13 protein-coding genes and 5 pseudogenes are annotated in these 15123 nt (G+C 68.8%); 8 read left to right on the top strand and 10 right to left on the bottom strand.

Going from position 1 to position 15123, the window contains the following annotated elements:
• Window positions 1-139: 139 nt before the first annotated feature.
• Both EKH77_RS30590 and EKH77_RS30585 read left to right on the top strand, forming a co-directional pair.
• The gene (locus EKH77_RS30590) at window positions 140-859 is read left to right on the top strand and encodes a hypothetical protein (protein ID WP_126917449.1); all 720 of its coding nucleotides are present in this window, start codon (window positions 140-142) and stop codon (window positions 857-859) included.
• Between the two features lie 67 nt (window positions 860-926).
• Entirely contained in the window at window positions 927-2762 is a 1836-nt protein-coding gene (locus EKH77_RS30585; RefSeq protein WP_126917448.1) for an FG-GAP-like repeat-containing protein, read from the top strand.
• Window positions 2763-2973: 211 nt separating this feature from the next.
• Here the strand turns inward: EKH77_RS30585 and EKH77_RS34900 are convergent.
• A pseudogene (locus tag EKH77_RS34900) lies at window positions 2974-3284 on the bottom strand (transposase); the annotation flags it as partial.
• A gap of 99 nt (window positions 3285-3383) precedes the next feature.
• On the opposite strand from EKH77_RS34900, the pseudogene EKH77_RS30575 reads away from it, so the two are divergent.
• Window positions 3384-4039: pseudogene (locus EKH77_RS30575) on the top strand (transposase).
• 132 nt (window positions 4040-4171) lie between these two features.
• On the top strand, window positions 4172-4561 hold the full coding sequence (locus EKH77_RS30570; protein WP_240667623.1) for a hypothetical protein: 390 nt from the start codon (window positions 4172-4174) through the stop codon (window positions 4559-4561).
• 406 nt (window positions 4562-4967) lie between these two features.
• On the opposite strand, the pseudogene EKH77_RS30565 reads toward EKH77_RS30570, so the two are convergent.
• The 4 genes and pseudogenes from EKH77_RS30565 to EKH77_RS30550 all read right to left on the bottom strand — a co-directional run.
• A pseudogene (locus EKH77_RS30565) lies at window positions 4968-5297 on the bottom strand (macro domain-containing protein); the annotation flags it as partial.
• A 269-nt stretch (window positions 5298-5566) separates the two neighbouring features.
• On the bottom strand, window positions 5567-6091 hold the full coding sequence (locus EKH77_RS30560; protein WP_126917447.1) for a hypothetical protein: 525 nt from the start codon (window positions 6089-6091) through the stop codon (window positions 5567-5569).
• 114 nt (window positions 6092-6205) lie between these two features.
• Entirely contained in the window at window positions 6206-6877 is a 672-nt protein-coding gene (locus EKH77_RS34150; RefSeq protein ID WP_240667622.1) for a hypothetical protein, read from the bottom strand.
• Between the two features lie 10 nt (window positions 6878-6887).
• Window positions 6888-7193, bottom strand: coding sequence for a hypothetical protein (locus EKH77_RS30550; RefSeq protein WP_240667621.1), 306 nt, complete (start codon window positions 7191-7193; stop codon window positions 6888-6890).
• 42 nt (window positions 7194-7235) lie between these two features.
• Here EKH77_RS30550 and EKH77_RS30545 point away from each other — a divergent pair.
• A pseudogene (locus tag EKH77_RS30545) lies at window positions 7236-7839 on the top strand (DUF2867 domain-containing protein).
• Window positions 7840-8237: 398 nt separating this feature from the next.
• On the opposite strand, the gene EKH77_RS33455 reads toward EKH77_RS30545, so the two are convergent.
• From EKH77_RS33455 to EKH77_RS30530, 3 genes are all read right to left on the bottom strand, one after another.
• A complete protein-coding gene (locus EKH77_RS33455) occupies window positions 8238-8960 on the bottom strand; it encodes a toxin-antitoxin system YwqK family antitoxin (protein ID WP_206279962.1) in 723 nt (240 codons plus the stop codon).
• A 108-nt stretch (window positions 8961-9068) separates the two neighbouring features.
• On the bottom strand, window positions 9069-9464 hold the full coding sequence (locus EKH77_RS30535; RefSeq protein WP_126917446.1) for a hypothetical protein: 396 nt from the start codon (window positions 9462-9464) through the stop codon (window positions 9069-9071).
• Window positions 9465-10041: 577 nt separating this feature from the next.
• Entirely contained in the window at window positions 10042-10707 is a 666-nt protein-coding gene (locus EKH77_RS30530) for a TetR/AcrR family transcriptional regulator (RefSeq protein ID WP_126917445.1), read from the bottom strand.
• 109 nt (window positions 10708-10816) lie between these two features.
• Between EKH77_RS30530 and EKH77_RS30525 the strand changes: the two genes are divergently transcribed.
• On the top strand, window positions 10817-11764 hold the full coding sequence (locus EKH77_RS30525; protein WP_126917444.1) for an SDR family NAD(P)-dependent oxidoreductase: 948 nt from the start codon (window positions 10817-10819) through the stop codon (window positions 11762-11764).
• Window positions 11765-12441: 677 nt separating this feature from the next.
• Here EKH77_RS30525 and EKH77_RS34145 read toward each other — a convergent pair.
• Window positions 12442-12678, bottom strand: a pseudogene (locus tag EKH77_RS34145) (hypothetical protein); the annotation flags it as partial.
• A gap of 380 nt (window positions 12679-13058) precedes the next feature.
• Between EKH77_RS34145 and EKH77_RS30510 the strand changes: the two are divergent.
• Together EKH77_RS30510 and EKH77_RS30505 are read left to right on the top strand one after the other, a co-directional pair.
• Entirely contained in the window at window positions 13059-13394 is a 336-nt protein-coding gene (locus tag EKH77_RS30510; RefSeq protein WP_240667619.1) for a hypothetical protein, read from the top strand.
• A gap of 63 nt (window positions 13395-13457) precedes the next feature.
• Window positions 13458-13961, top strand: coding sequence for a hypothetical protein (locus EKH77_RS30505; RefSeq protein WP_126917442.1), 504 nt, complete (start codon window positions 13458-13460; stop codon window positions 13959-13961).
• Here the strand turns inward: EKH77_RS30505 and EKH77_RS30500 are convergent.
• Window positions 13937-15109, bottom strand: a complete 1173-nt coding sequence (locus tag EKH77_RS30500) for a methyltransferase domain-containing protein (RefSeq protein ID WP_126917441.1) — start codon at window positions 15107-15109, stop codon at window positions 13937-13939. The genes EKH77_RS30505 and EKH77_RS30500 overlap by 25 nt on opposite strands.
• Window positions 15110-15123 lie beyond the last annotated feature (14 nt).

Raw genomic sequence — 15123 nt, 5'->3', positions numbered from 1 at the left:
GCTGCGGACGAGGTGTCCAATCGGCTTTGGAGTCGCTTCGATCGAATGCGGCTGAGTATGCGGAGATATCGCGCGACAGGCCACTGCACTGAGCGTCCAACCCGTTGTTCTCCCCTTCGGAACAGGTGAGGTTTCCGCGATGTACACCCAAGAACGCACGGTAATGTCGAACCTGGTGGTCGGCGGCCCGGTAGCGGTGAACAGCTATGACAACGCGATCGTGGCGGCGCTGATCGAGAACCGGCCGGTCATGCTCGTCCACGCCTTCAACGGCGGCTACCTCCGGCCGACCGAGCTGGCGGAGGCGAGCCACGACAAGGGAGTCAAACTGGCCACCGCGCTGGACCCGGCCACCAAGGAGGCGAAGGGCCACCTCTGGCACATCACCCCCGCCGGCTTCTTCGGACAGCGGCCGCTGTACTTCATCGAGAGCGCCGCGGGCCAGGTCCCGCCCCAACCCGCAGGAGCGAGCCAGGCCGACGACGGCCGCGGCGACGACGGCGTACCCAAGCCGCAGCGCAGGCGCATCACCATCCACCAGGACGCTCCCAAGAGCACGGCCGACACCGTACAGGTGGGCCTGCCCGACAAGGTGGGCGACAAGTGGCGCGGGAAGAACGGCGCGCCCGAGGACACCCAGCTGTGGGTCGTCACGGTGACGCCGTGGGGCGGGATCACGTTCGTGCCGATCACCCACCCCGACGCCATCCTCGGGTTCAAGGACCACGCGGTGGCGGCCGACAGCGAGGTGCGCCTCACCTACAACTGGGGCGGGGACTTCACCGGGACGGTCATCAACACGTTCTACCCGCGGCTGCCCAACGAGTGGAGCGTTCCCTACCACCACGTCTTCACGTGACCGGCGGCCACTACCGCGCCGCCCCGGTCCCGAGCCCACGCCCCGACCGCCTGGAAGAGGCAGACCGATGCCCGTGCCCACGGAAGAAGTGAAGCTTCAGATCGTCAACGCCGCCACGGGAAAGGTCCTCGGTGCCAAGGCCGCGCCGGGCGCGGACGGTGCGCTCGTCGTCCGCGACTTCCCCGATGACGGCCCGAGCCCAGAGCAGTGGCAGCTCATCCCCGTGCAGGCCGCGCAGGACGAGCAGGCATATGTGATCCGCAACGCGGCCAGCGGCAAGGTGCTCGACAACCCCGCCGCCGCGGACCGCGGTGTCCGCCAGTGGAACGCCGCCGCCGGGAACAACCAGGCCCAGCAGTGGCGCCTCGTCCCCGTTGAGGGGGAAGCGGGCCTCTACTTCATCGAGAGCGCGACCGATGACGCGGTCCTCGACCTCGCCGACCCCGGCCCGGACGACACCCGGATCGTCCTGCACGAGTACGACGACAGCGCTCAGAGCCAGCGCTGGCGCCTGATGCCGGCCGAGCCCGAGCGCACCAGCGACCCGGTGCTGCGCTGGTCGCCCCTGAGCCACTGGAACAGTCGCCAGTCCTGGCGGCTGGCCTGCTCGGGCGCGCTGCGGCCGGCACCCGGCGCGACGCCCTCCTTCAGCGACATGCTGCTGGTCCTTCAGCGGTTCGGAAGCGACCAGGACGCTGGCGGCTGGAAGAGCGACGGGGCCCAGCGCTCTCCCAGCGGGCAGCCGACCTGGTGGGCTGGGCTCGGTGCGCGGTTTCTCGCCGACGCCGCGGGAACCGGGCGGGCGGACATCGTCGGGCTCAAGCCCGCGAAGGGCATGGTGACGTCGTCCAGCCAAGGTGACGGCACATTCGACGACGGAGAGCGCGTCCTGCACCCACCCGCGCCCTCCCCGAGCCCCGCGGACCTGTGGACCCTGGCGGACACGACGGGCGACGGCAGGCCCGACGTCGTCGTGCTGTCCGCCGACGGCGTCCGGGTGCACCCTCAAGCCGAGGACGGGACGTATCCGCCCCCGGGCGGCGAGCCCGTCGTCAAAGCGTTCGGACACGGCAACCAGGCCGGCGCCTGGCTGGCCGACAAGCATCCGCGCCTTCTCGCCGACACCACCGGCGATGGCAGGCTCGACATCGTCGGCTTCCACGACGACGGTGTCTGGGTGTCCCTCCAGGATGAGGAAGGAAAGTTCGCTCCGCTCGCCGACGAGCCGGTCCTCCGGGCCTTCGGCCGCGACGAAGAAGCGGGCGGCTGGCTCACCGACAAGCATCCCCGCTTCCTCGCCGACACCACCGGCGATGGCAGGCTCGACATTGTCGGCTTCCACGACGACGGTGTCTGGGTGTCCCTCCAGGACGAGGACGGCACGTTCCCCGACCCTCTGTACATCCTGGACGACTTCGGGGTCGACCAAGGGTGGAGCTCGGTCGAGGAGCACCCGCGGTTCCTGCTCAAAACCACCGGTGACGGAGCAGTGGACATCGTCGGGTTCGGCCCGCAGGGCGTGGTCGTCTCACACGGGCGCGGCGACGGCACGTTCGACCCCTCCAAGCTCGTCCTGAACGACTTCGGGTTCGCCCAGGGCTGGACGGGCAAGAAGCACCTCCGCTTCCTCGCCGACGTCACCGGCGACGGCAACCCGGACATCATCGGCTTCGGCAACGAGGGCGTCTGGGTATCGCACAACCGCGGCGACGGCAGCTTCGAGCAGGCCCAACTGGTGTGCCGTGGCTTCGGCTACCACGACCACGCCGGCGCCTGGCGGGTCGGCCGCCACCCCCGCTTCCTCGCCGACATCACCGGTGACGGACGCGTCGACATCGTCGGCTTCGGCGGCCCGGGCGTGTACGTGGCCCGAAACCTCTACCGCCACTTCAGGACCCGATAACCCCCGGAGGACCTCCACAGCCACATCATGGCGACTCGTCATCGGCGTACCGTAACCGGTCACCCCGACCCGATGTGCGGCCTGGCACGCCTTCGCCTGCGAGGCCGCACAACGAGCAATCGCAGTAACAAGCTACTGCGCCGACCGGTGCGCCGACCGCGGCCGATCGCGCCGCGCCCCGCGCCCTCATCAGGGCGCGCGATAGGGCCGCTCACGAGCAGCTCAGGACCTGGCGCTGACCCTGGACGAGGCGGTAGACCTCCCGGGCCGCATACCGCTTCAGGCAGCGGATGATCTCCCGCCGGGTCTTCCCTTCCGTGACCCGTCTCTCGTAATACGCCTGGGTACGCGGATCCCAGCACAGCGTCGAGTCAGCACAATGCGGTACAGGGCAGCATTCGCCTACCGGTTTCCGCCACGGTTGAGCCGACGATGGCATCTACTGCCCGAGGAGTATTCAACCGGGCTCGCCCCACACAAGGCGGCGAACGACGCTTCGCCGCGCAAGCGGTCCGCATTGTCCCTCATAGAGCTCGTAACAGGATCTTGCCGAAGTGCCCTGGCCGGGCGTGACCGATGTGAGGATTCGACCGTTCGTGGTGTGTGACGACTCGGCCGTGGATCGTGGACGATGGCTTGTGGGTGCTGATCGAACCGTTGCTGCCGCCTTGGCCGGAGCGTTCACCTGGGCCGAGACCGGGGCCGGATCGGCTGGGCCTGCAGGGCATTCTCTATGTCCTGCATCAAGACATTGCCTGGCACCTGCTGCCCCTGGAGCTGGGATTCGGCTCCGGACAGACCTGCTGGCGGCGCCTGGACCGCTGGGAAGAGGCAGGGGTCTTCGAGCAGTTGCACCGCCTCCTGCTCGCCGAGCTCAACGCGGCCGGCGCACTCGACTGGAGTCACGCGTGCGTGGACGGCAACGACATCACCCAGACGCTCCCCCCTTGGTCGACGGCATCGCGCCCGTCGCCGGGCGACCCGGCCGACCGCGACGGCGGCCCGAGTGCGTTCTGGGCGACAAGGCGTACGACTCGAAGACTGTGCGGCGTGACCTGCGTCGCCGCCGGATCCTGCCGGTGATCTCCCGCAAGGGATCCCCGAACATCAAGGGCCTGGGCAAGCTCCGATTCGTCGTCGAGCAGACCTTCGCACTACTCCACCAGTTCAAACGCCTCGCCGTCCGCTGGGAACGACGACTCGAACTCCACGACGCCTTCGTCTCGCTGGCCTGCAGCATCATCTGCCGGCGCCGGCTCAAGAGACAGGTAGCGTGATCACCTGAGGGTTGAGTGAAGATCCAGACCGGATGCGACGGCAAATGCCATCCCGGATCCGGTGGGCCATGGCGTCCGTCTGGGCGGCACCGGGCCCGACCACATCTGCGGACTATGGGGAAGGATGCATCTGTGTCGCACGGCATGGTGAGAGCGAGCGAGCTGCTGACCCAGGACGAGGTCGGACTGCTGACTCGTGCACTCCTGGAATGGGGCGGACCCGCGCACTGCAGCGATCAACTCGCGGTCGGCATGGGGTTCGGCGGCACACAGGACCTGCTCGACCAGGGCCGTAGGCTCCGGAACGCGCTCCGCGAAGACGCCCCCCTCAACGCAGCGGACTGGGCGAGGACACTTCTGGCTACAGAGATCGTCTTCGTCAGCGACCTCGCCGGTTCGGGCGTCGAATGGTCAACGACCACGGGGCGCGATGACGAGGCGACGATCAGGATGCTGCGCGTAATCCAGCGGAAGCTGGCCCGGACGGTCAGCCGCTATTACGGAAAGCGACCGAGCGAGTAGTAGCCCGGAAGATCGCTTCGTCAGCTTGCACCATTCGAAGATCTCTCCCGACCGATTCACCCTGGGCCAACTTAGATGATCCTGTTACGAGCTCATAGCAGCCAACAACAGTGGCGCTCCGCGGTCCGACCCCCACAGCGGCGAACAGCCTGGGGTAGTGCTCCTCAATCAACTCGGACAGACGTTGTTGCAGTTCTCTGACCTGCCCGTCGAGCTGCTCGATTCGCTCAGCCAGCGTGCGCAAGGTGAATCTCGTAGCCCGCAGTACAGGATCCGTGCCCTCTCCGCCTTCGCCCAGCAGCGCACAGGCGCGAATGAGAGCTGGGCGCTTCAAGCCGGCCAGCTCTTCTCTCAGCGCTGGACGGCAGTGACCAGAACCGCTCTGAGCTGGCGGACAAGCGGTCAGTCACGTCACCTGGCGGGCGAACGCCTGGGTACGCACGTAGTCGAAGAGGACGAAGCGGGCCTCCTCCACGTTCGTCTCCGTCGCCCTCACCGTCTTCACCGCGATGCGGGCCGCGTCCTCCATCGGCCAGCGGTAGACGCCCGTCGAGATCGCCGGGAACGCCACCGTCCTCGCGCCCAGCTCGTCCGCCACCCGCAGGGACTCCCGGTAACAGGACGCCAGCAGCGACTCGTCGCCGCCGGAAACCTGGAACAGCGGGCCCCGGTGTTGCGCGTTTACCCACTGCTCACCCAGTGACCAGCGACCGTCAGCGCCCGAGCCCCCAAGGGGAGAGGGAGTGAAGTCACCTGCCCGCCGACGAGCATGAGCTCAGCGGTGTTCGTTGCCAGGTCCACGACCACCGACACCGTGCCGTGGCCCGGACGTGAGTGAGAGCCGTCGAAGCGCAGCTCGGCCAAGCGGACCGGGGCGGGAAAGCCCTTCCCGTACTCGAACCACACGCCCCGCTTGCTGGCGAACACCCTGACACCCCAGGTGATCAGCTTCTCGCGGCGCTCCACCGGGGACGCCGAGTCCCCCACGGGCTGGACTTGCGAGGGTCAGTGCCCCAGCGCCGCCTTGGCCGCGACGATGACGAGGCCGAGCAACAGGTTGATGACGCCCTCCGCGACTGCCATCCGCCGGGACGCGCCCGCCCGGATCGCGCCGAGGGTCGCCCAGACGACCTGCTGGGCCACCGCCACGGCCAGAGCCAGCCAGGCCGTGCCGGACCGGTCCGCTCCGAGCAGCGGGCCGATCGCCACCGCTACCGCGGGCAGCACCGCGGCCTCCACGATGGACCACTCGTGTCCCGCGACCCGCCGCACCTCGCGGTGGTCAAGGGGTCTGCCGATGACCCGCTCGCCGGCGACCTGCGCGTACACGTGCGCCGCCCAGAACACCACGCCCGTGACCAGCAGCAGCACGATCAGCTGAAGCCGCGGGAAATCACCGACGCTTCCGGCCGTGGCCACCACGGACGCCGCGAGCAACGAGCCGTACACCGCGCCCGCGTAGTCCGTCCGAGCGGAAGGGCGCCGCTCCTCGTGCGAGGGTTGCCCGCTCGGGGCCGAAGAACTACTCACCGACCCACCATGATGGACCGAATCGCAATCTTCCGGTCAGCGGCGCCGGGCGTACAGGTGACTGGGCCGGCATGGCATACAAGGGGTTCGCTCGACGACGGACGCGGCACGCCGTCACCAGTCGATGTGCGCTGCCATCCAGTCGGCCAGGCCGTCTTCGTCGTCCGCGGAGGGCAGGTCGGGGCCACAGGAGAGGGGGGTGCAGGACAGCTGCAGGTGGGTGAGGTATCCGTAGGGGCCGTTGTCGGCTGCGGGCCCGAGGATCAACGCGTGGGTGAGGGTGCGCCAGACGCGGTGCGTCAGCGCGGGCCCCGCCACCAGGGCCGCGGGGGACGAGATCGTCCGCTCCGGGGGCGCGCCGAGATGGGCGGTCACCACCTGCGCGGCCTGCGCGAGTACGGCTTCGCAGTCCTCGTCGGTGCCGGGCCTGCGGCCGCTCCAGCCCGGCAGCTCCTGCCAGCGGTCCATGAGGCCGTACAGCCAGGGCCCGTTCGCCATGTCCTCGTCGTGCGGGTTGACGGGGTAGACCTCTCCGAATACCAGGAAAGTCCGTGCGTCGGGGTCCCCGAAGGGGCTGGCGCTGTCGCAACACAGCACATGCTGGTCCGCGGTGCGGAAGGACTCGCAGACCAGGCTGTCCTCCCAGGACCACCCCCGCCGCCGTACTTCGTCTTCGACCGCGTCGAAGTCGTCGGCGACGTGGGACGCGGCCGCCAGAGAGACGAGTTCGGCGACGGCCCCGGCAGTCAGCGGCCGGTGGGCAAGGGCATGTATGGGGAGCGGCATGCGCAACACCCTAAAGGTGGTGCTGTCGTCGCCCGGCCACGTGCTCCGCTCCACCGACCTGTCGCGTGATGGCCGCGAACAGGCGGCGCAGATAGTCCATGCGCCGGTTGTCGACCCGTCGCGGGCGCTGTGCCACGGCCTCGTCGCGCCGGGCCCAGTCGCGGATGGCGAATTCGGTGGTGATGCCCGTGACGGGCCCCTCGTCCACCGAGGCGATCGCGAACAACCGCTCCAGCCTGGCCCTGGCGTCGCCTCCGCCGCTCTCGACCTGTTCGATCTCGATCCACTTGCCGCGGGGTGTGCGGGCCGTGGCCATGCTGTGTCTCCCTTCAACACTCCCCCGTCTAGGGGTCGGCGCATGAGGCTCCCCAGGACCGCGCGCACCTCCCGCCGCTGGCGGATCCACGAGATCGCCGGTGACTTCCGGGTCGAGGACGTGTGGGCACTCCCGACACCCGGCGGTCCCGACGACTTCCCGCACCTGGTGCGCCAGATCGCGAACGGGGCCGGAGGCGGGACCGCCGTCTCCTCCCCCGTCTACCGCCTGCTCTTCGCGATCCGCTGGAAGCTCGGGGCACTGCTCGGCTGGGACAACGACGACGCCGGCACGGGTGCCCGGGTACGGACGCTGCGGGACCGGCTGCCGGCGGACCTTCGCAAGGGCCCCCAGGACGCCGATGCTCCTTCCGGCCCGTTCACCCCTCTCTACCAACTGCCCGACGAGTGGGCGGCCGAGCTGGCCAACCGGACCCGTGCACGCGGTGATGCACCTCGGCTGGGTACCGGACGAAGCGGGCGGATATAACGGCCGGATGGCCGTCCTGGTGAAGCCGAACGGGCTGCTCGGAACCGTCTACATGGCCGCCATCAAGCCCTTCCGGTTCCTCGGGGTGTACCCGGCACTGCTCCGGGCCATCGGACGTACCTGGCAGGCGAACGCCGACGAAAGGAACGCGGGATAATCGCGCCCGCGCGGCGAACCGGTCGCCCGCCGGACCGGAACGACCGCCACAGAAGCGACATCATGATTTTGTCGGGTCATTCGAGGGTCTGGCCCAGGTTGTGTGACGTGGTCACGGAGCGTCAGGCCAGAAGGGCTCGGAGACTGCCAACTGGCCCGCGCCCCGCCAGATGGGGCAGACGCGTTTCCCGCCGCGCCGACGGCAGTTGCCGCGCCCATGGGGTTCGCTTGGGCACCAAGCCGCGTCCACCGCGGCCGTGGCGGACGCCCATTTGCTGGACTTGGCGTCCAGGTGCGTGCGGCGCCGTTGGTTGATGCGGGAGCAGCCGGCTTCCACAGAGATGCACCAGCCTGCCCCTCCTGGTGTGGCGCGAGCGCTTCGGTGATCCTGTTTCAGGATCAGGCCCGGAGAGTCACATGATCCATGATCACCTCACCCGCGGCATTCCAGCGCTTTCTCGTCATCTCCCGGCCGTTCTCGTCGAGAACGACCAACTCCGACAGCCGGCCGTTGGCGTGCCAGTACCGCCACTCACCTACCGCGGCACCCATGTCGGTCACGCCCTCGGCCCGCTTGGTCCCGTCCGGCCACCACTCCTGCTGCCGCCCGTGCTCGATGCCCGAGAAGTAGGTGCCGAGTAGCAAGGTGTGCCCGTTGTCCGCGAGTTCCTCGACTTCGCCGGTGAACAGTTCCCCTTCGTAGCAGGTGCGCCCGTACTCGTCCAAGTAGGTCTGATCGCCTTTGACGCGTACCGCCTGCACTGAGGTCGGCGTCGCCCTGGTCGGTTTCACCGGCGGCTCGGCACCACCGCGAGCCTCGGTGGCCCTGGGCCCTGACTCGCGCTCGGTGGCGCGCTGCCGGCGGGCTTCGATCTTGCGCGTGAGCTCTGCGTGCCAGCGCGCGGCGTTGCTCCCGTCCAGTTGTCCGGCGAAGGCGGCACGGGCGGCGTCAACGAGTTCGGGAGGGGCCCCCGGACCATACTTGGCGATCTCCCACAGCGCGTCATCCGTTTCCATGTCGAGCCCGGTGTGGGTCCGCAAACCCTGGCCGCTCAGCACCTCTTCCAGCACGGCGGCGAAAACCCTCGTCAACTGGTCGTCGGTCGGCCGATCACGGCACACGGATCCACCCCTCCCTCGAGCGAACGAACCGCCCCATCCCTGCACGACGCCCGGCGCGATCCTGTGGGTTCCCGCCGTCGGGCAACCGCGACACAGCGCCTGATGGGTTCACCAGCCGGTGGTTTGGTCCAGCCATTCGATTGTATTGCCGACTTGGTATGCCAGGTGCTCTTCAGGCTTGTGGCCGAGAATCGCGCGAGCCAGCGGCTCCAGACCCAGGGTACGCACCCAGATCCGGGTCCGACGCATCTGCTCCCGGTCGGCGCCGGCCCGCCTCGGGTCCCACTGCTGCGCGAACAGCCATGCCGCGTCGAGCGCGGGGCCGAAGAGCTGGGCCCGGTCCCGGCCCAGCACACTGACCAACCGCCCCCGCCCGTCCCACAGGAGGTTTTCGGCATCCAGCCTGCCGTGCACCAGGCAGGGCTCCGGCACGAGGAGGTCCCGCGCCTGGCCGATACGCCGACGTGCTTCGCGGCGCCTGGTCCACGGCAGCCGCGGAAGCACCTCACCGAGTATCGGTTCACCCCAGCCCTGGCGCCATGGCCGCCCACGCCTTCGTGCGGAACACCCAGCACGTCCCGGAGTGGGCCACAGTCCCCCTCGGACAGCGGCCCCGGTACCTTGAACGGCAGGCCCAGCCGTGCCAGCCGGCGTAGCAACTCGGCCTGGCGCGGCAGCACCGCGGCGGAGGAGAGTGTGCGCGCCACGCGAACCGCGGTGGTCCCGGGCAACAGCAGCACGTCGTGGACCGTCCTCGGGCACCCGTCGTGGTCGGCGTACGCGCTCGCCGAGTTCGGGATCGGCCGCTCGACGGCGTACCGACTACTCGACCTGGCGGCCGCCGCCGAGGCAATCGAAGGCACCGTCCGGGCCGAACTCGGGGTGTCCCACGCGTGGGACACCCCGACCTGGTCCACCAGGAAGCCGGCGGTGCCCCGCTCCCGGCTGAGCTGGTCGGCGGGATCGCCGCAGCGGTTCATGCCGCCCATCCTCTCTGATAGCTCACAACGGGGCGGCAGAGAAGTCGAAAAGGTTCAGCCCAAGAGGCACAGATGTTTTGGCCTGTTCAGTGCAACGCTGGTCAGCGGCGGGGTAGCACGCCCAGGAGGGTTGCGGTCAAGGCCTGCTTCAAGTAGTCCTTCAGATCCAAGTGGAAGCGGGCCAGGTCGGGCTCGGCCTCGTAGGCCGCCTGCAGGCTGGGTGGGGGCGTGCTGAACGCCGACAGCGCGCCGGCCATGACCATGGTCTGCAGGCTGAACAGTGTTGCGTTCTCACCCAGCTCCGGCAGGTACTTCCGGATCAGGGCGGTCATGGTTGTCAGGCGGTCCAGGGAGGCGCGCTTGTAGCGTGCTACGACCTCGACGGAGACGTTGTGTTCCAGGACGCTGCCCTGTGCGCCGAAGAGCTCGCACAGCACCATTCGGCCGGACAGCGAGCGACTGAGGATCTCGGCCACCGCTGCCGCTCGCTCGGACATGGGGAGATCTTCGTCGATGCCGGCGGCCAACTCCCCTGCCAGTTCCGTCAGCCACTCCCGCAGAAAGCGGTCGAGCAGCTCCAGCAGCACCGCCTCGCGAGACTCGAAGTAGCGCAGCACGTTCGGCTTCGCCAGGCCTACCCGGCGGCTGAGCTCGTTCAGGGTGACCGCGGCCACAGGCATCTCGTCGAGCATCGCCGACGCCATGTCGAGGATCGCCCGTCGGCGGATCTCCCGCTGCTCTTCAGTTCGCGCCCGCTGGAAAGTCACGATCGCCAGTCTAGATTAGGTACCTTCGGTACGTTGACAACATACCGAAGGTATTTTAACGTCGGCAACACAAGATACCTTCGGTACGTTATCTAGCTGGGAGCCTGGCATGGGCGAGAAGTGGACGACGGCGAATATTCCGGATCAGCGTGGGCGGGTGGCCGTGGTGACCGGGGCCAACACCGGCCTGGGGTTCGAGACCGCCAAGGCGCTCGCCGAGCATGGGGCGTCCGTGGTGCTCGCCGTGCGCAACGTCGAGAAGGGCGAACAGGCCGCGGCCCGCATGAGCGGCGAGGTGACCGTGCAGGCGCTGGACCTGACCTCGCTCGACTCCGTGCGGACCGCGGCGGCGGCGCTGCGGTCCCGGCACGACCGGATCGACCTGCTGATCAACAACGCCGGCGTGATGTACACCCCGAAGCAGACCACCGCCGACGGCTTCGAGAGGCAGTTCGGTACCAACCACCTCGGCCACTTCGCGCTCACCGGGCTGCTGCTTGACCTGATGCTGCCGGTGCCCGGCTCGCGTGTGGTGACGGTCAGCAGCACCGGTCACCGCATCCGGGCCGCGATCCACTTCGACGACCTGCAGTGGGAGCGGTCGTACAGCCGGGCCGCCGCCTACGGTCAGTCCAAGCTGGCCAACCTGATGTTCACGTACGAGCTGCAGCGCCGGCTCGCCGCGCACGGCACCACCGTCGCGGTCGCCGCCCATCCCGGCGTGTCCAACACCGACCTCATCCGCAACACCCCCGCCGCGCTCCGCCTGCCCGTCACCTGGCTCGCGCCGCTGATCACCCAGACGCCGGCCATGGGCGCCCTGCCCACCCTGCGCGCCGCCACCGACCCCGGCGCGCTCGGCGGCCAGTACTACGGTCCCGGCGGGCGCAACGAGGTCAAGGGCCACCCCCGACTGGTCACCTCCAGCCCGGAGTCGTACGAGGTAGCCGTCCAACAGCGGCTGTGGGCCGTCTCCGAAGACCTCACCGGCGTGAAGTTCCCCGCCGTTCAGTCCCAGCAGAACTCGTTTCCCTCCGGATCGGCAATCACGATGTAGCCCGCGCCGGCAGGAGGCGCCGGCTCGTCCGGCGCTCCGCCGCCCGACGGTCGGCGGGATCGAGAAGAGCCGCTACCGGAACATGCGGGAGCTGCGTCCGCGTAGCGGTGGGACGGTGAGCATCCGAATACTCTTCGTCTTCGATACCGAGCGGCGGGCCAGGCCGCATACACGTACGCAAGGCGGATCCTGGCCACGCCGGGAAATGATCTCTGCGACCGTGGGCACTGATGAGTGCCAACCGCGGAATCAGTCCTGGCAGAGGACTTCCGTCGGTGCCCCCACACCGGCCGCTGCCCCGTGACGGGCCGAGGACGGCTTTCCTACCGCGCCGCAGATGGCCCTCAAATACGACGGGTCTGTCGCTCAACTGCTTCACGCCCACGGCTACGGTTCGCACCACTCCGTTCGCCACGCCGCCGTCGCCGATCCGGACTGCTTGTGGCAGAAATGCGCCGACTGCAACTACAGCGGCGTGCATAGGCACGGTCCGACTACCTTGTACGACCTCCAGAGTCCTCCGGTGCTTGGGTCAGGGAGTCGGCGTACGCCGCCAGCGCCTTGATGAGCTGCCGGTATCTCTGTGTGGCGCGCGGCTGGTCAGGGCTTTGATAACGGGGTGTTCCGGTCCGGTGGGGTCGGGGCGGCCGAGCGGGCAGCGCGGGGCCAAGGCGACGCCACGCAGGACGGTGACGGCCTCCCGGCCCGTTCCACCCCTGAGTAGCGATGCGGCCGAAGCCGCGCCGCTCGATGCGCACCCACGTGTGCCGGTCCGTCCGGGCCCCGACCGAACGACGTTTACGCACCAGCGACAGCCGGTCGAGAACCGTCAGCAGCGACCGCTCCACACGCTCCAGCACCTCGTCAACAGGCTCACGGCGGAGATCGACGGCACGCGACACGGGCAACGCCATGGACGGACCGTAGCAGCCGACTGCCCGCTTACAGCGCCGCCCGGAGGATGGCGGATGGCTCGAGCAGTCGCGGCCTACGTCACCCCTTGCCCGACGAGCCGCGGGGCGACGCAAAAGACGGGCGGCCGACCTCGGGTGGTGGACCCACACCCGACCGCCAACCAATAGATGAACTTCACTCGATTCAGCTACCTCTGGTGCGGGGTTGCCGGGACTGTCATGCTCGTGCACGACACAGCTCATGCCAGATAAGTCCCACTAAAGTGGAGGGATTTCGCATGCGCACCAGATTCGCTGTAGTCTCCCTCGCCCTTGCTGCCAGCCTCGGTGGCATCGCTCTGGCTCCCACGGCAGACGCCGCCCACCATCAATCCGCCCCCTTGTCCGTCGCGAGGCTCGTGAAGGCGCCCGGCTTCAATGCCGCTGGGACCTGGTCCATCTACCAGAGCAACGTGCTCATCGCCACGCTCAATGTGACCCAGGACGCCCAAGGGAACCTCACCGGCACCGCCTCGAAGAGCGGCAGCAGCGCGACAGGCACCATCGACCAGGGCTTTGTGGACGGCAACTACATCTACTTCGTCATCCCCTGGTCCGACGGCACCAAGGGCCGCTACATCGGATCCCTCGGCGCCGACCGCCACCTCAGCGGGGTCTCGACCGACCTGGCCCATCCCACCAGCCAGGCCACCTGGAACACCACCCAGGCGTTCTGAGCCCTTTGACATCGTCTGTGCTTGTCATGTTCTGCAAGATCCGCAAGCCGAAGGAGGACCGCAATGTTCCCTGCGTCCACTCGTAGCCGGGCCGCCACCGGTGCGGCGGCGGCACTGCTCCTGACGGCGACTGCCACGGCACCGTCCGCCATGGCCCACGCCGCTCGCGCTCGACTGGCGACCTTCAACTGCGCCGGCTCGATCAACGTGAACGTCCATCCCCTCAACGGGGCCGTCGACGGCAGAAGCGGCAGCGGCTTCCGCTGCGCGACGCCGGACGCGTCCTTCCCGGCCGAGCTCACCATCTCCGGCTCGGTGACGAGCAGCAGCGACCTCGTCTTCACCACGAGGACCACCGACAGCCTCAGGCGGACCGACACGGGTCAGGTCATCCAGTTCACGATCGACCGCCGCTTCGACCGGGACTCCACCGCGGCATCCGGCAACGCCACCGAACGCAGCACCGGCGGCCAGGGACGGGACTCCGGGACCGGGACCTTCGGAACGGGGACGGGCCTGGTGACATTCCTGATCACCAACAACTACATGCTCGATGTCACCGTGTGACCGCTGAGCGGAGGCGGCGCCTGCGGACCCTCGCCACGGTCAGCAGGCGCTGCGTCCAGCCACACGCGCTGGCCGTCGCGGGTGACGGTCAGGCCGGCGCGGTCGCGGTCGGGACGGCCGAGAGCCTCCCACTTCCGGTAGCCGGCTTCGACCTCGTCCCACAGCCGCCGGGGCCCGTACTGCTCGACGGTGAAGGTGTCGTGTCCGGGGACGTAGTCCACCGATGCCCAGGACTTCCGGTCATCGGCGAGCACCCACAAGGTGGCCTCGTCGCTGCCATCGTTGGCCTCAACCAGCAGGGACCACGCGTCCCGGAGGCCGAGGCCGATGAAAAACTTCGCCTCGTACTCGGCCTCCAGGTCCCTGGGCGAGACCGTGGTCGTGCTGCGGACGGCGTCGTCCTGGTGGTGAAGGAAGTCGTGCAGGTAGCCGCGGGGAGGCCGGTTCGTGCGTGAGCGCATGAAGGCGGGGTAACCGCTGAACCTGCCTTCGGCGACGCCGTCCCGGACGTCAAGGACGGCGAAGGAGTACGAGTGGTAGCTGCCGCCCCAGGGCGCGACGATGCGCCCGGCCGGGGTCTGCTCGACCCACGCGTAGGGGATCTCGGGGACGGTGAACGTCGCGAGCCACCGGTCGTACGGCGCACCGTCCGGGTATCCCTTCTCGGCGTCGCCGCACACGACGTGCGGGCTGTACCCGGCGGATGCCAGGTTCTTGATGGCCTGCCCGACGATCGCGGGGTCGACGTCGATGCCGAAGACGTCGCCGGAGCCGAGCCGGTGGGCCAGCCAGGCGAGGTTGTAGCCCGTGCCGGCTCCGGCGTCCATCACGCGGTGTCCCTCGTGCACGTCGAGGAGCTGGAGCATTTCCAGCATGAGCGAGGGCATGGAGGACGAGGACGTCGGCAGCCGGTACGCGTCCTCGCCGAGGTCTCTGCCGTCGTTGATCTGGGTGACGAGCGGCAGGTCGCCGTAGACCACGGTCAACCACCGCTCCGGCCGCTCCCCACGCGACAGGGGCCGGTCGTCGACCTCGATCGTGTCGGGCACGAAGAGCTTGCGGTCGACGGAGGCCACGGCGTCCTTCCACTCCGGGAGAACCGCGCCCTTGTTGGTCAGGATCTCCAGGAGTCGTCCCGGTGAGCTCACGGACGACTCACTTC

Source organism: Streptomyces luteoverticillatus, from assembly GCF_003970715.1.
GTDB classification, from domain to species: domain Bacteria; phylum Actinomycetota; class Actinomycetes; order Streptomycetales; family Streptomycetaceae; genus Streptomyces; species Streptomyces abikoensis.
The sequence above is the reverse complement of the archived record's forward strand: the minus strand, read 5'-3'. Positions and strand labels throughout refer to the sequence as shown.